At 61.7% G+C, this 20,241-nt stretch carries 18 protein-coding genes; 6 read left to right on the top strand and 12 right to left on the bottom strand.

Annotated elements, in window-relative coordinates:
• Positions 1-348 precede the first annotated feature (348 nt).
• Positions 349-1,674, bottom strand: coding sequence for a sigma-54 dependent transcriptional regulator (locus LUB09_RS22345; RefSeq protein WP_209981564.1), 1,326 nt, complete (start codon positions 1,672-1,674; stop codon positions 349-351).
• A gap of 277 nt (positions 1,675-1,951) precedes the next feature.
• Between LUB09_RS22345 and LUB09_RS22340 the strand changes: the two genes are divergently transcribed.
• Complete coding sequence (locus LUB09_RS22340; RefSeq protein WP_209981562.1) at positions 1,952-2,212, top strand: hypothetical protein; 261 nt, start codon at positions 1,952-1,954, stop codon at positions 2,210-2,212.
• A gap of 57 nt (positions 2,213-2,269) precedes the next feature.
• On the opposite strand, the gene LUB09_RS22335 is transcribed toward LUB09_RS22340, so the two are convergent.
• Genes LUB09_RS22335 through gnd form a run of 3 tightly spaced genes read right to left on the bottom strand, consistent with a single transcriptional unit; the run spans position 2,270 to position 5,603 of the window.
• Positions 2,270-3,103 (bottom strand): HAD family hydrolase, encoded by an 834-nt coding sequence (locus tag LUB09_RS22335; RefSeq protein WP_231423721.1) that lies wholly within the window; start codon positions 3,101-3,103, stop codon positions 2,270-2,272.
• Positions 3,100-4,623: a glucose-6-phosphate dehydrogenase gene (zwf, locus tag LUB09_RS22330; protein WP_209981558.1), complete on the bottom strand. Its 1,524-nt coding sequence runs from the start codon at positions 4,621-4,623 to the stop codon at positions 3,100-3,102. The genes LUB09_RS22335 and zwf overlap by 4 nt, the downstream gene beginning before the upstream one ends.
• Positions 4,620-5,603 carry a phosphogluconate dehydrogenase (NAD(+)-dependent, decarboxylating) gene (gnd, locus tag LUB09_RS22325; protein ID WP_231423720.1) on the bottom strand — a complete coding sequence of 328 codons (984 nt, stop codon included), beginning with the start codon at positions 5,601-5,603 and terminating at the stop codon, positions 4,620-4,622. Before gnd ends, zwf begins: the two co-directional genes overlap by 4 nt.
• A 268-nt stretch (positions 5,604-5,871) precedes the next feature.
• On the opposite strand from gnd, the gene LUB09_RS22320 reads away from it, so the two are divergent.
• The 4 genes from LUB09_RS22320 (at position 5,872) to LUB09_RS22305 (ending at position 10,660) form a co-directional block, all read left to right on the top strand.
• The gene (locus LUB09_RS22320) at positions 5,872-6,048 is read left to right on the top strand and encodes a DUF6026 family protein (protein WP_269325510.1); all 177 of its coding nucleotides are present in this window, start codon (positions 5,872-5,874) and stop codon (positions 6,046-6,048) included.
• Between the two features lie 153 nt (positions 6,049-6,201).
• Positions 6,202-7,944: a phosphoethanolamine transferase CptA gene (locus tag LUB09_RS22315; RefSeq protein WP_209981554.1), complete on the top strand. Its 1,743-nt coding sequence runs from the start codon at positions 6,202-6,204 to the stop codon at positions 7,942-7,944.
• 124 nt (positions 7,945-8,068) lie between these two features.
• Complete coding sequence (locus LUB09_RS22310; RefSeq protein ID WP_231423719.1) at positions 8,069-10,306, top strand: TonB-dependent siderophore receptor; 2,238 nt, start codon at positions 8,069-8,071, stop codon at positions 10,304-10,306.
• 144 nt (positions 10,307-10,450) lie between these two features.
• A complete protein-coding gene (locus tag LUB09_RS22305) occupies positions 10,451-10,660 on the top strand; it encodes a hypothetical protein (RefSeq protein ID WP_209981551.1) in 210 nt (69 codons plus the stop codon).
• 102 nt (positions 10,661-10,762) lie between these two features.
• Here LUB09_RS22305 and LUB09_RS22300 read toward each other — a convergent pair whose 3' ends face one another.
• The 8 genes from LUB09_RS22300 to LUB09_RS22265 form a co-directional block, all read right to left on the bottom strand.
• Complete coding sequence (locus LUB09_RS22300; RefSeq protein ID WP_209981549.1) at positions 10,763-11,254, bottom strand: GNAT family N-acetyltransferase; 492 nt, start codon at positions 11,252-11,254, stop codon at positions 10,763-10,765.
• Positions 11,255-11,392: 138 nt separating this feature from the next.
• Positions 11,393-12,499, bottom strand: a complete 1,107-nt coding sequence (gene zapE / locus LUB09_RS22295; RefSeq protein ID WP_231423718.1) for a cell division protein ZapE — start codon at positions 12,497-12,499, stop codon at positions 11,393-11,395.
• Positions 12,500-12,646: 147 nt separating this feature from the next.
• Positions 12,647-15,304, bottom strand: a complete 2,658-nt coding sequence (gene pepN / locus LUB09_RS22290) for an aminopeptidase N (protein WP_231423717.1) — start codon at positions 15,302-15,304, stop codon at positions 12,647-12,649.
• Positions 15,305-15,317: 13 nt separating this feature from the next.
• Positions 15,318-16,148, bottom strand: a complete 831-nt coding sequence (locus LUB09_RS22285; RefSeq protein ID WP_231423716.1) for a DUF2797 domain-containing protein — start codon at positions 16,146-16,148, stop codon at positions 15,318-15,320.
• Positions 16,145-16,405 (bottom strand): YeaC family protein, encoded by a 261-nt coding sequence (locus LUB09_RS22280; protein ID WP_209981541.1) that lies wholly within the window; start codon positions 16,403-16,405, stop codon positions 16,145-16,147. Before LUB09_RS22280 ends, LUB09_RS22285 begins: the two co-directional genes overlap by 4 nt.
• A gap of 14 nt (positions 16,406-16,419) precedes the next feature.
• Positions 16,420-17,289 carry a rhomboid family intramembrane serine protease gene (locus LUB09_RS22275; protein WP_231423715.1) on the bottom strand — a complete coding sequence of 290 codons (870 nt, stop codon included), beginning with the start codon at positions 17,287-17,289 and terminating at the stop codon, positions 16,420-16,422.
• Positions 17,286-18,257: a metallophosphoesterase gene (locus LUB09_RS22270; RefSeq protein ID WP_209981537.1), complete on the bottom strand. Its 972-nt coding sequence runs from the start codon at positions 18,255-18,257 to the stop codon at positions 17,286-17,288. Before LUB09_RS22270 ends, LUB09_RS22275 begins: the two co-directional genes overlap by 4 nt.
• Positions 18,257-19,147 (bottom strand): NAD(+) kinase, encoded by an 891-nt coding sequence (locus LUB09_RS22265; protein ID WP_003217892.1) that lies wholly within the window; start codon positions 19,145-19,147, stop codon positions 18,257-18,259. The genes LUB09_RS22270 and LUB09_RS22265 overlap by 1 nt, the downstream gene beginning before the upstream one ends.
• On the opposite strand from LUB09_RS22265, the gene LUB09_RS22260 reads away from it, so the two are divergent.
• Complete coding sequence (locus LUB09_RS22260) at positions 19,139-20,239, top strand: DUF1853 family protein (protein ID WP_373460522.1); 1,101 nt, start codon at positions 19,139-19,141, stop codon at positions 20,237-20,239. The genes LUB09_RS22265 and LUB09_RS22260 overlap by 9 nt on opposite strands.
• Positions 20,240-20,241 lie beyond the last annotated feature (2 nt).

Here is a 20,241-nt window from a genome sequence, read left to right as displayed (position 1 = left end):
CTTAACTGAACGGCATTAGGGCTTGCCCTAATGCCGTTCAGTTAAGGAAATTTTGATCGTTCCCACGCGTGGGAACGATCAAGAGGGCTCTTGTGGGCTTATTGTGGCGAGCGGGCTTGCCCCGCGTTGGGGTGCGCAGCGCCCCCCATCAAGCAAAACGCGGTGTACCTGATACGGCTCAGCGCCTGGTTTTGGGGCTGCTGCGCAGCCCAACGCAGGACAAGCCTGCTCGCCACAGGGAATCTGCGCTTAACTGAACCGCATTAGGGCAAGCCCGTTCGCCACAACAACCCAATCACCCGCGACAAGCCCGCTAGCCTCAAGGTGTGGACGTGGAGTGGGCGCGTCCTAGCGGATCTGGTGCTTGTGCAATAACCGGTAGAACGTGGGCCGGGAGACGCCCAGCACGCGGGCCGCGATGCTCAGGTTGTCGCTGTGTCGATTGAGCACGTCGCACAACGCCTGGCGTTCGGCGCGGTGCTTGTAGTCTTCCAGTGTGGCCATGGGTGGCGACACGGCCCGCTTGCCCAGCAAGCCCAGGTCGGTGGCCTCGATCTGGCGCCCTTCGGCCAGTACCAGACCGCGGCGTACGCGGTTGGCCAGTTCACGCACGTTGCCCGGCCAGGGATGCTGCCCCATGGCAACCAGCGCGTCTTCGCTGAAACTGCGCGGGCGGCGGCCGGTTTCCTGGCTGTAGAAGCGTGAAAAGTGGTTGGCCAGCATCGCGACGTCACCGTGCCGCTCGCGCAGGGGCGCGGTGACCACTTGCAGCACATTCAGGCGGTAATACAGGTCTTCGCGAAAGGTGCCCTTGACCACCGCCGCTTCGAGGTCGACGTGGGTCGCCGCCAGTACCCGCACATCCACCGGTATCGGCTGACTGCCGCCGACGCGTTCGACCTGTTTTTCCTGGAGAAAGCGCAGCAGGTTCGCTTGCAGCTCCATCGGCAAGTCGCCGATTTCATCGAGAAACAGGGTGCCGCCATTCGCGGCTTCGATGCGGCCGATCTTGCGCTGATGGGCGCCGGTAAACGCGCCTTTTTCATGGCCGAACAGTTCGGACTGGATCAGGTGTTCGGGGATGGCACCGCAGTTGATCGCCACGAATGGCCTGGCATGGCGCTGGGACTGGCGGTGCAGGGTCTTGGCGACCAGCTCCTTGCCGGTGCCGCTGTCACCACGAATCAGCACCGGTGACTCGGTGGGCGCCAACTTTGACAGCAACTTGCGCAGCTCGCGGATCGCCCTGCTGTCGCCGAGTAATTCGTGTTCGGGCCCGTCCACCGGCGTGTTGCCCTTGCCGCGCAAGCGCGCCATGCCGAACGCACGGCCGAGAATGACCTGCACTCGCGACACATCGAACGGCAGGGTATGGAAGTCGAAAAACCACTCGCAGACAAAATCGCCGACGTTCTGCAGGCGCAGTACGTCCTGGTCGAGCACAGCAATCCATTCGGTGCCGCTGCGGCTGATCAGTTCCTTGACGGCCTCGGGGCGCTCCAGGTGATACGGCTGCAAACGCAACAAACCGATATCACAGGAGCGGTCCCCTACCGTTTCCAGTGCGCAACTGTCCACGTCCCAACCGGCGGCGCGCAAACCGGGCAGCAGGCCGTGACAATCGTCACAGGGGTCAACCACAAGCAAGCGTCGCGGGACGGGTGTAACAATCATGACTATTCCTTGGCGTCAAAATTGTTAAAGTTATTTATAAACAAGGATTTGGGACGCCTGACTGCCACACTATCAATTTATTGACGAGCACTATGTAACATTTCGCTATAAGTGCGGGCAAAAAGCCACCGTCTCCATCCGCAGATCAAGCCTTGAAAATTAATTGCATCAGTATGTGACCCGAACCCGGGCATCGTGCATCAGTACAAGTAACCCACCGCACGGTCAGCCCAACCGCCGGTGCTGACTTGAATGGGCATACAGAGAGAAGACCCACATGAACGCCCCGCTCCGCATCAACGAAGCTCTTTTGATCGCAGACCGTGCCTTCCAGCCCTTTCAGTGCGTGGCCTGGCATGATGGCGTTGGCGCCCTCAGCCTGAGCGTCATCGACCGCACCAACACCCGCATCGGCAGCAAGCAGCTGTCGTCAAGCGCTTACACCGACCCGGCACAATTGGAAGATCTGCTGTTGCAGGCCCGTGCCGAACTCGACGAGCACGGCTACCAGTTGCAGTCCTGGGCAATGCCCAAGTAAGGCATGACCCTGACGGGCGATCACTGCAAACAGTGATCGCCCGTTTGAGCTGGGCCTCTAAGAGCCTGCGCGCGGCGCGAGAATAAAGCGTTCGAACGCCTCCGCCGCACCATCATCCAGATTGCTGCCGGTGACGACAGTCGCCTGGTGCTTGACGGTTTCTTCCGCCTGGCCCATGGCAATCGACAACCCCGCCACGTGAAACATCGCCGGGTCATTGCCGCCGTCGCCAATGGCGGCGGTCTGCTCAAGCGGCACCCCAAGGTGCGCCGCCAGGGTCTTCAAGGCCTCGCCCTTGTTGGCCAGCATCGCCGTTACATCCAGGTAAACCGGTTGCGAACGTGATACCTGAGCCAGGCCCTCTACCTTGGGATGCAACTGCGCTTCCAGCTCCACCAGCAAGCCGGTGTTGTTGCTGGCCGCGACAATCTTGTCGACCCGATCCAGGTACGGCTCGAAACTCTCCACCACGATTGGGCCATAGCCCAGCCCTGCAGCCTCGCGCGGCTCCATAGGCCCCGGTGGATCACGCCGCAACCAGTCACCGTCGGCGAACACCCAGACTTCCACGTCCGGCTCGGCCGAGAACAGCGCCAGGGCAATCAGCGCCGCCTCCGCCGGCAGGTGGTGGGCAACCAGAATGCTGCCATCGGGGTTGATCAGCGTGCCACCGTTGAAGCCCGCCACCGGCACATCGATGCCGAAGGCCTCGATCAGATGATGCATGGCCTTGGGCGGCCGCCCGCTGGCCAGGCTGAAAAACACCCCGGCCTCGCGCAACGCCCGCACCGCATCGGCAGTGCGCTGGCTGAGGCGGTGGTCCGGATGCAACAAGGTGCCGTCCACGTCACTCAGGATAAAACGGATGGGATGGATCGCCGCGTCACTCATCCGAGGCTGTGCCAGGTGCGACCGTCGCGCGCCAGCAATGCATCGGAGGCGGCCGGGCCGTCCTCGCCCGCCTTGTAGGCCTGGATCCCGTCGTCCTGCTGCCACGCATCAAGAAACGGCTGCACCGCACGCCAGCCGTTTTCGATGTTGTCGGCCCGCTGGAACAAGGTCTGGTCGCCGGTCATGCAGTCGTAGATCAGGGTTTCGTACCCGGTCGACGGCTGCATCTCGAAGAAGTCCTTGTAGGCAAAGCCCAGCTGTATGTTGGCCATGTCCAGGGTCGGCCCGGGCTTTTTCGCCAGCAGGTCGAACCACATGCCTTCGTTGGGCTGGATCTGGATTTTCAGGTAGGTGGGCTCGAGTTCGTCCACATCGGTGTCGCGAAACTGCGCGTAGGGCGCAGGCTTGAAGCAGATCACGATTTCGGTGTCACGCACGCTCATGCGCTTGCCGGTACGCAGGTAGAACGGCACGCCCACCCAGCGCCAGTTGTCGATCATCACCTTGAGGGCAACAAACGTCTCGGTGCTGCTGTCGGGCGCCACGTTGGCTTCTTCACGGTAGCCGGGCAGTGACTTGCCGCCGATTTCGCCGGCGGTGTACTGCCCCCGCACCGAGTTGGCCCGCGCATCTTCCAGCGACCAGGGCCGCACGGCACCGATCACCTTGGCCTTTTCACCCCGCACCGCGTCGGCACCGAAGGCCGCCGGCGGCTCCATGGCGACCATCGCCAGCAACTGGAACAGGTGATTAGGCACCATGTCGCGCAGGGTGCCGGTTTTCTCGAAGAAATTACCCCGGGTTTCCACGCCAACGGTTTCGGCGGCGGTGATCTGCACGTGGTCGATGTAATGGTTGTTCCAGAACGCCTCGAACAGCACGTTGGAGAAACGGCTGATCAGGATGTTCTGCACCGTCTCCTTGCCCAGGTAATGGTCGATGCGATAGATCTGCTTCTCGCTCATCACCTTGAGCAGGCACGCGTTCAGCGCTTCGGCGGTCGCCAGGTCGGAGCCGAACGGCTTCTCGATGACCACGCGGCGGAAGCTCTCGTCGGTTTCCGTCAACAAACCGGCACTGCCCAGGCGCTGCACCACTTCACTGAAGAAGCGCGGCGCGGTGGCCAGGTAGAACACCGCGTTGCCGGTGCCGCTGTCGGCGATCTTCCTGCCGATGTCGGCGTAGGTGCTGTCGTCGAGAAAGTCGCCCTCGACATAGCTGATGCCCTTGGCCAACTGCGCCCACAGCTCGGGGTCGAGGGCATGCTCGGCATTGCCCTTGACCTTGCTCGCGGCTTCGGTGCGAATGAAATCTTCGAGCTTCTTGGCGAAATCGGCATCGCTGATGGCGTTGTGATCGACGCCGACAATCCGCAGGCCATCGCCCAACAAGCCATCACGGCTGAGGTTGTACAGCGCCGGCATCAGCAGGCGCTTGACCAGGTCGCCATGGGCGCCAAACAAAAACAGCGTGGTGGGTGGTGCGGGCTCGGCCTGTGGTTTTTTGCCGTTGGCGGTCATTTTTTGGAAGTCTCCACGTGACCGCCAAAGCCGAAGCGCATGGCAGAGAGCATTTTGTCACCGTAGGTGCTCTGCTGACGCGAGCGGAAGCGTGCGAACAGCGAGGTGGACAGCACCGGGACCGGCACGGCCTGCTCCATGGCGGCTTCGATGGTCCAGCGGCCTTCGCCACTGTCGGCGACGGAACCGGAGTAACCGTCGAGTTTCGGGTCGGTGGCCAGCGCGTCGGCGGTCAGGTCCAGCAACCACGACGACACCACGCTGCCGCGGCGCCAGACTTCGGCGATGTCAGCCACATTGAGGTCAAAGCGCTGGTCCTGGGGCAGATTGTCCGAGTTCTTGGTCTTGAGGATGTCAAAGCCTTCAGCGAACGCCTGCATCATCCCGTACTCGATGCCGTTGTGGATCATTTTGACGAAATGCCCGGCGCCCGCAGGTCCGGCGTGGATGTAGCCGTGCTCGGCACGCGGATCGGCGCTGGAGGAACGGTCCCTGGTTCGCGGGATGCTGCCAACGCCCGGGGCCAGGCTCTTGAAGATCGGGTCGAGGCGCTGCACGGTCTCGACGTCGCCGCCGATCATCATGCAGTAGCCGCGCTCCAGGCCCCAGACGCCGCCGGAGGTGCCGACGTCCACATAGTGCAGGCCCTTTTCCGCCAGGGCCTTGCCGCGGCGTACGTCGTCCTTGTAGTTGGTGTTGCCGCCGTCGATGATCACGTCACCGTCTTCCAGCAGCTCGCTCAACGCATTGATGGTGTCTTCGGTCGGGTCGCCTGCCGGCAACATGACCCACACGGCGCGAGGCTTCTGCAGCCCGGCCACCAGGGCTTTCAAGTCGGCGACGCCGGTGGCGCCCTCCTCGCTCAAGCCTTTGACGAATGCTTCGTTACGGTCATAAACAACGGTGGTATGCCCATTGAGCATCAGGCGCCGCGCAATGTTACCGCCCATGCGGCCTAGTCCAATAATCCCCAGTTGCATGTGCTGATGCTCCTAACTGCTAAAAAATGTGTGACATAGTTTATAGCGCAATGAGGCTAATGAGGGTTAGTCCAGAGCGGATAGCGGGAGTTTCATGCTAAAAAAGTTGCCATCGTTTCACCATCACTGCAGCAAAAGTCACACGACCGCCAAAAATAAAAAAGTTCCCTTGATGGAAAAAAGAATTCAGAATTGCTTCCGACTGATGCCGAGAACTCCCATTCTGCGTTCCGGCACCGCGATCTACCGGCTATTTGCGAGGCAAGCAATGAGCACAGCACAGATGTCCCGTCCTCCACAGACGCTTTACGTCAGCATCCGTCGCGATGAATTGCGCCAGTTGAAGGACGAACGCGATCAACTGCAGCAGGAAGTCCTGCGTCTGCGCTCGCACCTGCAAGGCCAGCTCGAACAGACCTCCGGCGCCCGCCCCGCGCTGTGCTGAACCGCTCTGTAAGATAATGCTTACAGAGCGCTGACAAAGTTTTCACACTCTCTCCCCGATACTCCCCGCCCGAAGGGCCACCCCATGCAAGGGCGGCCTCTGTTGGCGCGCGTTCCTGCGCGCCGGCTGAAAATAATTGGGTTGGAGCGTTGGATGGCGATGTTCAAGCGCAGCACTGCGTCTGCAAAAGGCTTTGATTGGGCCGGCTTCGGTTGGCTGTTTCTGTTCTTCTGGTACTTCTCGGGTATTACCCAACTGCTGATCCAGCTGACCGGCACTTCCGGTTTCAGCGGGTTTCGTCAGGCCTTCTTCATGAGTGCGCTGTGGCTGGCGCCGATGCTTTTATTCCCGCGCCGTACACGCTTGCTGGCGGCTTTGATCGGTGTGGTGCTGTGGGCATGTTCCATGGCCAGCCTGGGTTATTTCTTCATTTACCAGCAGGAATTTTCCCAGAGCGTCATCTTCATCATGTTCGAGTCGAACATCTCTGAAGCCGGCGAGTACGCGACCCAATATTTCGCCTGGTGGATCGTGCTGGCGTTTATCGCCCACACCGCCTTCGCCGTGTTCCTGTGGACCCGCCTGCGCCCGGTGTACATGCCGCGCGGGCAGTCGATGCTGGCCGCTGCTGCTATCGTACTGGCCGTGGTCGGTTACCCGCTGGTCAAGCAGATCGCCACCAGCGACACCATGGAACAGGCCATCGACCGTTTCGAAACCCGCATCGAGCCCGCCGTGCCGTGGCAGATGATCGTGGCTTACCGTCGCTACACCGAACAGCTGGACAACATGCAGGGCATGCTCACCAGCGCCAGCCAGATCCCGCCCCTGAAAAACCTCAAGGACAACAACGCCGGTCAGCCGTCGACCCTGGTGCTGGTCATCGGCGAGTCGACCAACCGCCAGCGCATGAGCCTCTACGGCTACCCGCGCAACACCACGCCGGAACTCGACAAGTTGCGTGATCAACTGGCGGTGTTCGACAACGTCATCACCCCGCGCCCCTACACCATCGAGGCGCTGCAACAGGTGCTGACGTTCGCCGACGAAGAGAACCCCGACCTGTACCTCAAGACTCCGTCGATTGTCAGCGTGATGAAACAGGCCGGTTACAAGACCTACTGGATCACCAACCAGCAGACCATGACCAAGCGCAACACCATGCTGACGACCTTTTCCGAACAGGCCGACGAGCAGGTGTACCTCAACAATAATCGCAACCAGAACGCCCGCCAGTACGACGGCGACGTGCTGGCGCCCTTCGCCAAGGCCCTGGCCGACGGCGCCGAGCGCAAGTTCATCGTGGTGCACCTGTTGGGCACACACATGAGCTACCAGTACCGCTACCCGCCCAGCTTCGACAAGTTCACCGACCGCCAGGGCGTGCCCAAGGGCGTCAGCGATGCGCAGTTGCCAACCTACAACAGCTACGACAACGCGGTGCTGTACAACGATTTCGTGGTGTCGAGCCTGATCAAGGACTACGCCAAAAGCGATCCCAACGGCTTTTTGCTGTACCTGTCGGACCACGGCGAAGACGTGTTCGACTCCGTCGGTCACAGCACCCTGGGCCGTAACGAAGCCAAGCCGACCGCGCCGATGTACACCATCCCGTTCATGGCCTACGCGTCGCCCAAATGGCGCGAAAGCCACGACTGGAGTTTTGCCGGCGACCTGCAACGCCCTTACAGCAGCTCGCAGTTGATTCACACCTGGGCCGATCTGGCCGGGTTGAGCTTCGACGAATGGGACCGCAGCCGAAGCCTGGTGAGTGACAGCTTCAAGCCGCGTCCGCTGATGATCGGCAATCCTTACGAGACCAAACAGAAGGGCTTGATCGACTTCAGCCTGATCAAGCCGAAGAAGATCGAACCGAACGAGGTAGTACTCAAGTAGCCCCCCCTGAAACAAGAAGATAATAATCATTCTTGTTTAAGCCTAAAGTTGCACGACTCCTTTCGTCTTTGAGCCAAGGCCTTTTTTATCGAAAAGGCTACAAAGAAAAAAGGAGTCTGCCACCATGCTTTCGCCCTTCACCCGCTCCATCACCCTCACCCTCGGCCTCTTCGGCGGCGTCTTCAGCCCCGAGCTTCTGGCTGAAACCGATCCCGAGCACACGCCTTCCACGGCACTCGAACTGGCCGCCACCAGCGTCACCGCCGAGGGCCTGGATACCCATACCGAACACACCGGGGCCTACACCACCGGCGCCATGAGCACCGCCACACGCCTGAACCTGTCCATCAAGGAGACCCCGCAATCGGTCTCGGTGGTCACCCGCCAGCAAATGGACGACTTCAACCTCAACACCCTGACCGAGGCCTTGCGCCAGACCACCGGCGTCGTGGTGCAGCACAACGACTCGGACAGGGCCTCGTATTCTGCCCGCGGCTACGGCATCAGCAACTTCCAGGTCGACGGAATGCTCAATACCTTCGGCTTCATGAAGTCCGACGCCGACACCATCATTTACGACCGTATCGAAGTGGTACGCGGTGCCACCGGCTTGACCACCGGCGCGGGCGACCCGTCGGCCACAGTCAATATGGTGCGCAAGCGGCCGACCGGCCAATGGCAGGCTAAAACCGGGCTCAGCGCCGGCAGCTATGACAACTACCACAGCTACGTGGACGTGGGCGGCCCGCTGGCGTTTGACGGCAGGCTGCGCGGGCGCGGCGTGCTGGCCTACCGCGACAGTCAATCGTACCGTGACAACTACACGCTTCAGCGCGTGGTGGGTTACGGCATTCTGGAAGGCGACCTGAGTGACGACACCGTGCTTGCGGTGGGCTATGACTATCAGGACAAGCAGGTGCAAGGCACCTCCTGGGGCACCGTGCCTTACTGGAACAGCCAGGGCGGCAAGGCCGGGCTGTCACGCTCCACCAACATGGCCGCGCACTGGAGCTCCTGGCCGCTGACCGACAAAACCCTGTTCACCACCCTCGATCACAAACTGGGCGGGGACTGGCGCCTGAAAGCCGCTTACACCCACCGACAAAGCGATACCGACGGCAAGGTGTATTACGGCGGCACCGGCTTCCCGAATGCGGACCGCAGCGGCATGGGCGCCTGGGCCAGTCGCATGGTCGGCACCTCCAGGATGGACGTGTTCGACTTCAACCTTTCCGGCGCCTATTCGTTACTGGGGCGTCAGCATGAATTGATGATGGGCTACGGCCAATCGCAGCAAAGAGACGCTTCGCCGCATCAGCGCAATGTACTGCCCGACGGCTACCGCACCATCGAAGACTGGAAGCACATGGGCGGCATCGGCAAGTTTGCCGATGTCACCACCGGTCTCAAGGGTGAACACAGCCGCAAGGAGCAGAAAGCGGGCTACCTGGCCACACGCCTGAGCCTGACTGACCGCACGCACGCGGTACTGGGCAGCCGCTATGGCAGTTGGGAAATCGAAAACTCCTGGCCCCAATACGATAATGACGACCAGTGGATCAAGTCCGATAAAAACCACCAGGTCCACAATGATATGTGGACGCCCTACGCCGGCCTGCTTTACGACCTGACCCCGGCCTACACCGTTTACGCGAGCTACACCGACATCTTCAAACCGCAGGACCGACGTGATGCCAGCAGAAAATACCTGGAGCCCGTGGTCGGCAGCAATTATGAGGTGGGCCTCAAGGGCAGCCTGCTCAATGAGCGCTTGAACCTTGCCACCGCCTATTTCTGGAGTACCCAGGACAACGTTGCGGAGCTGGACGACTCAGTGCCGCCGGACCCAAAGACGAGAGAGTCGTTCTACAAATCAGGCGGCAAGGGCAACAAGGTGCGCGGGTTTGAAGTGGAGCTGGCCGGTGAAGTGATGCCCGACTGGAATATCACGGCGGGCTACACCTACACCCACTCCGTGAACGGCAAAGACCAACGCAACAACGTCGAGCAACCGCTGAACCTGCTGCGGCTGTCGAGTGCATATCGGCTGCCGGGCGCGTGGCGCCAGTTGACGGTGGGCGGCGCCTTCAACTGGCAGAGCGAAACCTATGCCTGGAGCGACAGGCCGACCGGCGAGCGCGACGCCAAGGGCAACCCCATCACCACTCGGGCGAAGATCACTCAACAGGCTTACTCGCTGGTGAACCTGATGTCCCGCTACCAGTTCAACGAACATGTTTCGGCGTCGCTTAACGTCAATAATTTATTCGATAAAAAGTACTATGAGCGCGTCGGCTTTTATAACGGCGTGTACTGGGGCGACCCACGCTCGATCACGTTGGCGATGGACTGGAAACTCTGAGGTCCGCGTCTGCAACGTTAACAAAGTTGTTATCACTGACTGTTGCTTGCGTTAATTTCCACTTAATAAGATCGCCCCACAATCGCCCCATGAGTTCGCCCGTGGAGCGAACGAACAACGATCACTCTTAATGGAAATACTGCCATGAAACTTTCGACCTTGATGCTTGCCAGCCTGATGACCCTGACCTCAGCCGCCGCCTTTGCAGAAGGTGGCTCGGAGCGTTCGAAGCAGTTCTACAATGACTTCACCTTCATGCAGGAAAAGACCCACGGCACTAACGAACAAACTGCTTCCGCTGACGGCAAGACATTAAAAGCCGATACCGACGAACAGCAGCAGCCAAACAGTTAATTTAACGCTTCGTTAATCTGCACCACCCGTTACCACTGCGCTCCTTTGGCAAACGGTTTATTGGGCGCCATTTAATGGCGCCCTTTTTTTTGCGGTTATTTATTAAAGCGGTTTATTCCAGAACAGCATGCGGCCATTGGCCGGATCAAATACCGAATCATCGAACCCGAACTTTCGATAGGCCGACTGTGCCACTTCATTGCCTTCCAGCACTTCCAGGGTGATTTTGCAGCAGCCGCGCTGGCGCGCGATTTCCTCGACCTTTTGCAGCATCTTCTGGCTCAACCCCAGGCCGCGAAACGCTTCCATCACCGCCACATCGTGGACGTTGACCAACGGGCGACAGGCAAAGGTGGAAAAGCCTTCAAAACAATTGACCAGACCGGCAGGCTCGCCCCCCACAAACGCCAGCACGCTGAAAGCGTAGGGGCGCTTGGCCAGTTCGGCCGGCAGTTGCTGCACAAGGTCGGCGGGCAGGCTGTGCCCCCCGCCCATGGGGTGTTCGGCGTAATGGTTGAGCACCAGGGCAATCGCCTCGGCGTGCACCGGATTGGTGTAACTGGCTTGCAGCACCAGGATATCAGGGGTGTCCATCAGCGTCCTCGATCATGACAGCAAGGGAATCGGCTCCCTTTGAGGGCACCGATTGTAAGCGCGGAGTCAGCAGCGGATGAAGGCGATTCACTACAAAGGCATGTACGAAAAAGCGAAGCTTACGCAGCGAAAAGTCTGTCACAGACCAAAACGCTGCCATTGCATCTCCTGCAGTCGGCTCAGGGTCCGTCGAAATGGGAACGCCAGATAACCCTCCGTGTACAGGCTTTGCAGCGGCACGCTGGCCTCTATGAACAGCGGCACCTTGCGGTCATAGCACTCATCCACCAAAGCAATGAAGCGACGCACGCTATCATCGTGCACCGACAACTGCGGCAGTTCGCGATCCCCCGCTACCACGCGCGTGGCAGCGTCTTCAGTGCCTCGGGCGATGCGCCCCGGACGCTGTTGTGCACTGAGGTTGGGCACCTCACCCAGCAGAATCGCTTTGAAACGATCGCACAAGAGCATGAAGTCCATCGCGGCCAGGGGTTGCTCGCACAAGTCGGGATAGCGGCACCACAGCACCGTGTCACTGGCCTGCACCGTCATGATCGAACGATGCCCTACGCTGATCGCCCCGCCGCCAAGCGCTGGCCCGTCGCTCAATGTCTCGAACACCGCCGCCAGTGCATCGGCCTGATTGACCCAGTAGCGCTGCACATCCACGCCCGGGTGCAAACGATGATCCTCGCCGCCGTCCACGGCCACCACGCGCATATGCTGCTGAATCGCCGCGATGCCCGGCAGGAAACGCTCGCGGTTGAAGCCACCGGCATACAACTGGTCGGGTGGCTGATTGGAGGTGCACACCACCACCACGCCGTGCTCGAACATCACCTGGAACAGACGGCCGAGAATGATCGCATCGCCAATGTCGTTGACGAACAACTCATCGAAGCACAGCACCCGCACGGCCTGACTGAGCTCACGCGCCAGCGCCTGCAAGGGATCCTGGATGCCGGTGAGCTGGAACGAGCGCTGATGCACCCAGGCCATGAAGTGATGGAAGTGCTGACGCCGCGCAGGCACCCGCAGGCTTTGGTAAAACTGGTCCATCAGCCAGGTCTTGCCACGGCCCACCGGCCCCCAGAGGTAGACGCCGGTGATCGGTGCGCGGCCCTCGTGCAAGGCTTCATGGCAGGCGTGCAGCGCCTCGACCGCCCGGCGCTGGGCGTCGTCGGGGACGAAGCCCTGCTGCGCAATGGCGTGCTGGTAGGCCGCGAGGGGCGATTCGAACGTCATGGATACCTGCCCTGACCACACCACAATCAACTGTGGGAGGGGGCTTGCTCCCGATGGCGCCGGACCGGCCAAAAATCAATTGACTGGTACACCGCTATCGGGAGCAAGCCCCCTCCCACACTCGGAGTTCGCCTGCGCTATATCGATTTACGCCAGGCTCTTGCTGACCACCTCAAACACATCGCTGGACAGCTCACCGCATCCACGAATGCGCTCCAGCTCGGCCTTCATCAGCGCCTGGCGCGCAGCGTCGTATTTGCGCCAGCGCGTCAGCGGTGCCAGCTGACGCGAGGCGATCTGCGGGTTCAGCGTGTTCAACTCGATCACCAGGTCCGCCAGGAAGCGGTAGCCCGAGCCATCGGCGGCATGGAAGTTGACGAGGTTCTGCCCGGCAAACGCACCGATCAAGGCGCGTACCTTGTTCGGGTTCTTGATGGTGAACGCCGGATGCTGCATCAGCGCCTTGACCCGCGCCAGTCCGCCCGGCAGGGTGCTGCCGGCCTGCACGCTGAACCACTGGTCCATGACCAGCGGGTTGTCCTTGAAGTTCTCGGCGAACACCGCCAACGCCTGCGCCTTCTCCGCCTCGAAGGGCGAGTTCACCAGCACCGCGAGCGCGGTCAGGCGCTCGGTCATATTGTCGCTGGTGTCGAACTGATCGAGGGTGGCCGCCAGCACTTGCGGTGTGCCGCTGAGCATCAGGTACGACAGCGCGATGTTCTGCAGCGCGCGACGGGCAAAATGCTCGGCCGCCGCGACATACGGGGTCTGCTTGGACAACTCGCGATTGGCCTGATAACGCAACCACAGGCCTTCGAACAGGTTATCCGCCAGTTGCCTGCGCGCGAACTCGCGGGCGGCGTGGATCGCATCCACATCGGCGACTTCGCTGATTTCCGCCAGGTACGCTTCGCCGGGCAGCGACAGCATTTCGGCGACCATGGCCTGGTCCAGGCTTTCATCACTCAATACCGAGCGCAGCGCATTGATCAGGCGTTGATCCAGCTTCAGCGCCTGGCCGGCCTGGTGCTGGCCGATCAGTTCCTGCAAGACCTGCACCGACAGTTGCTGGCCGGCATCCCAGCGGTTGAAACCGTCGCTGTCGTGCTGCATGAGGAACATCAGTTGGTCGCGGCTGTACGGGAAGCTCAGTTTCACCGGCGCCGAGAACCCACGCAGCAGCGAAGGCAACGGCTGTTCAGCGATATCGACAAAGGTGAAGGTCTGCTCGGCTTCGGTCACCGAAATCACCCGCGACGTGGCGCCGGCAGTTGCTTCACCCGCCAGGCGCAATGGAATGCCGGCGCCCTTCCCGTCCAGCAGGCCCAGTTCCACCGGAATCACGAACGGCAGTTTTTCGACCTTGTCCGGCGTTGCCGGGCAGCTCTGGCGGAACGTCAGGCTGTAGGTATTGGCGGCCGCATCAAAGGCTTCGCTCACCGCCAGACGGGGCGTACCGGCCTGGCTGTACCAGCGCTTGAACTGGCTGAGGTCGGCGCCGTTGGCGTCTTCCATCGCCTTGATGAAGTCGTCGCAGGTCACCGCCTGGCCGTCGTGGCGTTCAAAGTACAGGTCGCTGCCTTTGCGGAAACCGTCGGCACCGAGCAGGGTGTGGATCATGCCGACCACTTCCGAACCCTTTTCGTACACGGTGAGGGTGTAGAAGTTGGAGATCTCGATAAAGCTGTCCGGACGCACCGCGTGGGCCATGGGGCCGGCGTCTTCGGCAAACTGGTGGGTTCGCAGATAGGCCACGTCCTGGATGCGCTTGACCGTGGCCGAGTTCATGTCAGCGGAGAAGCCCGAATCACGGAACACGGTGAAGCCTTCCTTGAGCGACAGCTGAAACCAGTCGCGGCAGGTGACGCGGTTACCCGACCAGTTGTGGAAATATTCGTGGGCGACGATCGCCTCGACGCGCTGGTGCGCGGCGTCGGTGGCGGTTTCGGCGCGGGCCAGCACGGCGCTGGAGTTGAAGATGTTGAGGCCCTTGTTCTCCATGGCGCCCATGTTGAAATCGTTGACCGCAACGATCATGAAGATGTCGAGATCGTACTCACGGCCGTAGGTTTCTTCGTCCCAGCGCATGGATTTTTTCAGGCTGGTCATGGCGTGCTGGCACTTGTCGATATTTTCCGGCTCGACGTAGATGCGCAGCGCCACTTCGCGCGCGGTCATGGTGGTGAAGCTGTCTTCGACACACCACAGGTCACCGGCCACCAGCGCGAACAGGTAGGCGGGTTTCTTGAACGGGTCTTCCCAGGTCGCCCAGTGCCGGCCGTCTTCGCCAGGGCCGCTGGCAATCGGGTTGCCGTTGGACAGCAGCACCGGGTAACGGTGTTGCTCGGCGATCACCGTGGTGGTGAAGGTGCTCATCACGTCCGGGCGGTCAAGGTAATAGGTGATCTTGCGAAAGCCTTCGGCCTCGCACTGGGTGCAGAACATGCTGCCGGACTTGTACAGGCCTTCCAGCGCGGTGTTGGTTTCCGGGTGGATCTTGACCGTGGTGTCGAGGGTGAAGGTCGCACTCGTTGGCTGCACGGTCAGGTGGCTGTCGGTCAACTGGTAGTCAGCGGCGGTCAGCGCCTGATCGGCCAGATTCACGTTCAACAGTTCCAGCAGTTGCCCATCCAGCACCAGCGGCGGCAGGCCGGCGCCGCGCTCGGGGTTGCGGCGCATCACCAACTGCGCGTGGACCAGGCTGTGGTCCTCGAACAACTCGAAGGTCAGGTGGGTCTCGTCGATCAGGTAGTCCGGCGCCTGATAGTCCTTCAGGTAAATCATCTTCGGTTGTTCGGTGCGCATGCTGGGAGTCCTTCTACTGATGCACGGCGAGCTGGTAGGCCGTGTATTTACGAATATTGATAACGCCGGTATCGAAGATCAGGTATTGGCCCTTGATCCCCAGCAGCGTGCCTTCGGCAATCGGGTTCTTGTCCAGGTTGAAGCTGACGATCTTGGTCGGGTACTGCTCGACCGGGTAACGAATAGTGAGCGGCTCAACGTCGGCAATGGTTTGGATGGCCTGCAGGCCAAAGCGTTCCTGCAACGTCACCAGACCTTCGGCGCAGTTGGCGAACAGCTCATCGCGCACTTGCTTGAGATCAACGGTCTGCGCATCGCCCTTGAGCAGGGCGCGCCAGTTGGTCTTGTCGGCCACCTGGCTGCGAAACAGGTCTTCGACGAAACCCGATTGCTGACGCGTCGCCACGCGCATGATCGGCAGCGCCTGACTGGCCCCCTGGTCGAGCCAGCGGGTCGGCAACTGGGTCGCGCGGGTGATGCCGACCTTGATCCCCGACGAATTGGCCAGGTACACCACATGATCGGTCATGCAGAAGGTTTCGCCCCACACCGGATCACGGCAGGTGCCGGCGTCGTAATGACAGCGCTCCGGGCTCATGATGCACAGGTCACACTGGGCCAGTTTGGTCATGCACGGGTAGCAGTAGCCCTGGCTGAAGCTGGTCTTGGTCTTGCGCCCGCAATGGCTGCAATGGATGGCGCCGAGAAACTCCAGGCGGATGTGGGTGCCGATCAGGGGGTTGACCGGCACCTCCGTGCTTCCCAGGCGAAACGCGTACTGAACGGTCGGCTCACCGAGTTGCGCCGACATTTTGCTGACTGCACCGCGACCAATTTCAATCAATGGATCGCATCCGACTTGAACAGAATATTGGGCACCGTCTCGGCCTTGGACGCGCACTCCTGCGGGCCCATGTAACCGGTGCGCTGGTCTTCCGGCAGGTTCTGGACCTCCCAGGCGATCATCGCCTGCAGCGACAGTTCGCGCTGCTCGGCAGTGAGCTTGCGGCCATCGGACCATTTGCCGATTTCCACGGCGAGCTTGAGGCTCTCGTAGATATCCGGGGTGATGTTTTCGATCATTTCAGCAAAAGAGGACATGGGACTCTTCCTTATCAAATAGACGCGTTGCGGCGGTTGTAGAGACCACCCAGCAAACCGGTGAGGCAACCGATGACCAGCCCGCCCACATGGGCCGCGTTGGCGATTTCGCCGAAGCCGATCATCGAGACCAGCCCCGACAGGCACAGCAGCAGCCATATCAGCATCATCGCCAGCACCCCACGGGGCAGGCGATACGCAGGGTTGGGCGAGAGCAGTTGAAAGATCCAGCAATGCCCGAGCAGGCCATACAGGACGCCGGACAAGCCACCGAACAGGCCGGGGCCGCCGTACGCGTATTGTGCATAGTTGGAAACCAGGCTGAACAACAGGGTCAGGCCCAGCAGGTTGATGCTGCCCTGGCGCGCTTCGATGCGCCGCCCCAGCTCCCAATACCACATGCCGTTCATGGCCAGGTGCAGGATGCCGAAGTGGATCAGCATCGGCGTGACCAGCCGCCACCACTGCCCCTCGGCCAGCATCTGGGCGAACGGGGTGAACTGGATGTACTCGCCCATGACCCGAAACGGCAGAAAGGTCAGCCAACCGACGGCTTGCAGGTTTTCACCGAGCAGGGTCACCGCGCCCACGATCAGACTCGCCAGCAGCACCAGCGCCGTGACCGGGCTGTGGCGCACTTGCTGCACAAAGCCTGGGCGCGCGGCCGGCGCCTGTTCGGGAATATCCAGTTGCCGGTCGGGGTCGCCGGCGGGAAAGCGCTGATACAGCACGCGCACGTCATCGCTGACGCCCTCGGGCACCCACAATACCTGCTCGCCTGCCTCTTCACTGACGTGATGGGGCACTTGCATGCGTTGCAGCAGCTTGACGAAACCGCCCAGGTCGACGCTCAGGGGCAAGCGCAATACAGCCACGGTACTCATTCAATAACCTCGGGACGCTCAACGTCGACCCATACGAATTTAGCCGGATCCAGTCGGGTTTCCTGGTCCAGACGGTATGCCACCAGCTTGCCGTACAGCACCGCGCTGTAATCCAGGCAGGCCAGGTTCGGGCGGATGGGTGCCGGATTGCCGCTGCGCCAGTAATGGCCGACGAACAGCAAGGGTTCATCGACGCCATAGCGCAGCAGTGAATTTTTTTCGCTCGAGGACAGCGGCGTGCGCGCCACCGGCTCGGGCAGTGCGTCGGGCTGGAAGACCACGTCGCCGTAGGTCTTGGGGTCGTCCTCCCAGAACTTGGTGCGAAAGAACGAGCGGGTCAGGCCGTCGCCGCCGGTCAGCGTCAAGCCGTGGGGCAGGCGCATGTCGGTACCGCGCAGCAGGCGGTCGAAGGCGTTGCAGGCAAAACTGCCGGGCACGGCGGCCGCCTGCAGAAAGGACCGGTCGATGCAGCCGTCGGGGAATCGGGCGCGCAGTGGCTGGATAAAACTTTCGTCCCAGCACGCATGCACCACGCGAAAACGCCCGGCGTCGACGAACAGCGGCATGTCGTAGAACCAGCCAAGGAAATCCTGCCAGTCACCCGGGTGCTGCTCGAACTGGGTCAGGGTTTCGTGGATCAGCCGCGCATGCCGGGGGTTGTGCTCGCGCACGAACTGCTTGCCACTGCCCGGCGGCGCCGCTGTGGTCCAGCCCAGCGCGTTGAACTCATGGTTGCCCATGATGCACAGCGCCTGACCGGCCACTGCCATGTCGTGGACGATATGCAGCGCCTCGCGAATGCGCGGGCCACGGTCGATAATATCGCCGAGGAACACTGCCATGCGCGACGGATGGCGCCAGGTGCCGCCCTGCTTGTGGTAACCCAGGCGTTCGAGCAAGTGCTCAAGGGTATGAGCGCAACCGTGCACGTCACCAATCAGGTCGTAGCTACGCGCGGGATCGAGCATCAGTCGCCTCCACCCCCCAAGCGGCTGCCCCAGCCCAGCTTGGTGCGGCACACTTCATAGTAGTTGTGGTCCAGCGGGTGAATCAGGCGCAACTTCTGCGCCTTCTTGCTCACGGTGATGGTGTCACCGGGCGCACAGGTGAAATGGTTCTGCCCGTCGCAGGAGACTTGCGGGTAGATCTGCATGTCTTTGGACACCACGATTTTCAGCTCGCTGTTGCCGTCGACCACAATCGGCCGGCTGGACAACATATGGGGGTACATCGGCACGATCACAATGGCATCGAGCTTGGGATGCATGATCGGGCCACCGGCCGACAGCGCGTAGGCGGTGGAGCCGGTCGGCGTGGCGACGATCAGGCCGTCGGCCTTCTGGCTGCACACGAACTGACCGTCGATATACAGCTCGAACTCGATCATCCGCGTGGATTTGCCAGGGTGCAGCACCACGTCGTTGAGCGCATCGCCCTGGCCGATGGCCTCGCCGTGGCGGCGCACTTCGGCCTGCAGCAGGAAGCGGTTTTCCACCAGGTAATGGCCGTCGAGCACCTTGGCCACTTCGACTTCCAGCTCATCGGGGCGGATATCGGTCAGAAACCCCAGGCTGCCGCGGTTGATCCCCAGCACTGGCACGTTATGCCGCGCCAGAGCGCGTGCGGCGCCCAGCAGGCTGCCATCGCCGCCGACCACAATCACCATGTCACACACTTCGCCGAGCATCTTGCGCGAGGACGTCTGCAGGCCGTGGCCGGGGAGAATCTCGGCGATGGTGTCTTCGAGGATCACGTGCAGGTGGCGTTCGAGCAGGAATTTTTTCAGCCGGCGGACGGTGTCCAGCACCTGGGTACTGCCCAGGCGACCGATAATGCCGATATTGCGAAATTGCTCCATGGGGCTCCTGCGGGTTCCGGGTGCGGCGAAAAACCACGATTATGGGTGAAAGGCCGCGTCAGGCAAAACCCTTTGTCAGCGCAAAGCCTTGATGACAATGGTTCTCACGCAGCTGCGTCACACTTAAAAGGCTATGCTCGGAGCATGACTGTGTTCCCCGACCTGCACACCTTGCCCCGCCAATTGCGTCACCCCGAGGTGCGCGACCTCGCGTGGGTGATCCTGGCGCCGCCGATGCTGGCGCAGACGCCATGGCCGCAACGCCACCCGCTGGCCGGCAGCGACTGGGTGCAGGCCCCCTGCCGGCTGGAACACTGGCTGCGTCAGTTGGACGAGGACAGCAGCGCCCTGCAGCACTGGCTCAGCCTGGCACGCACGCGGCGCCTGGGCCTGTATTACGAGCGCCTCTGGCAATTCGCCGTGCAGCACGCACCGGGCGTTCAGTTGCTGGCCGCCAACCTGCCGATCCGCCGGGCCGGGCATACGCTGGGCGAGCTGGACATGCTGCTGCGCGACCGCGATGGCGTGCACCACCTGGAACTGGCGATCAAGCTGTACCTCGGGCCGCAAGCCGGTAATGGCCAGGCCACCGAGCAATGGCTGGGCCCGGGCTGCCATGACCGGCTCGACCGTAAGCTGGCGCACCTGGCCGAGCATCAACTGCCGATCTCCGCCCGCCCGGAAAGCCGCGAGGTGCTGGCCGCGCTGGATGTTCAACAGTTCGACGCGCACCTGTGGCTCGGGGGTTACCTGTTGTATCCGTGGCCGGGCCCGGCCGAACCGCCGCTGGGCGCGCATCCGCAGCATTTACGCGGCAGTTGGTTGCATCAGCGTGACTGGCAGGACTTTGTCGCCACGCGCCCGCCGGGCCGCTGGCAACCCCTGCCGCGCCACGCCTGGCTGGCCCCGGCGCATTACCCGGCTGATGAGGTGTGGAGCGAGGCCCAGATGCACACGTGGCTGACAGCGCTGGACCCGATGGCGCCGGCGCAACTGCTGGTGCGGCTGGTGCAGCAGGGCGAAGACTGGGAGGAAGCCGAGCGCCTGTTCCTGGTCGCCGACCTGTGGCCGAATGTGCCGGGCAACCCCTGAGG

Source organism: Pseudomonas sp. Leaf59, assembly GCF_920984685.1.
In the GTDB taxonomy this organism is placed as follows: Bacteria; Pseudomonadota; Gammaproteobacteria; order Pseudomonadales; family Pseudomonadaceae; genus Aquipseudomonas.
The sequence above is the reverse complement of the archived record's forward strand: the minus strand, read 5'-3'. Positions and strand labels throughout refer to the sequence as shown.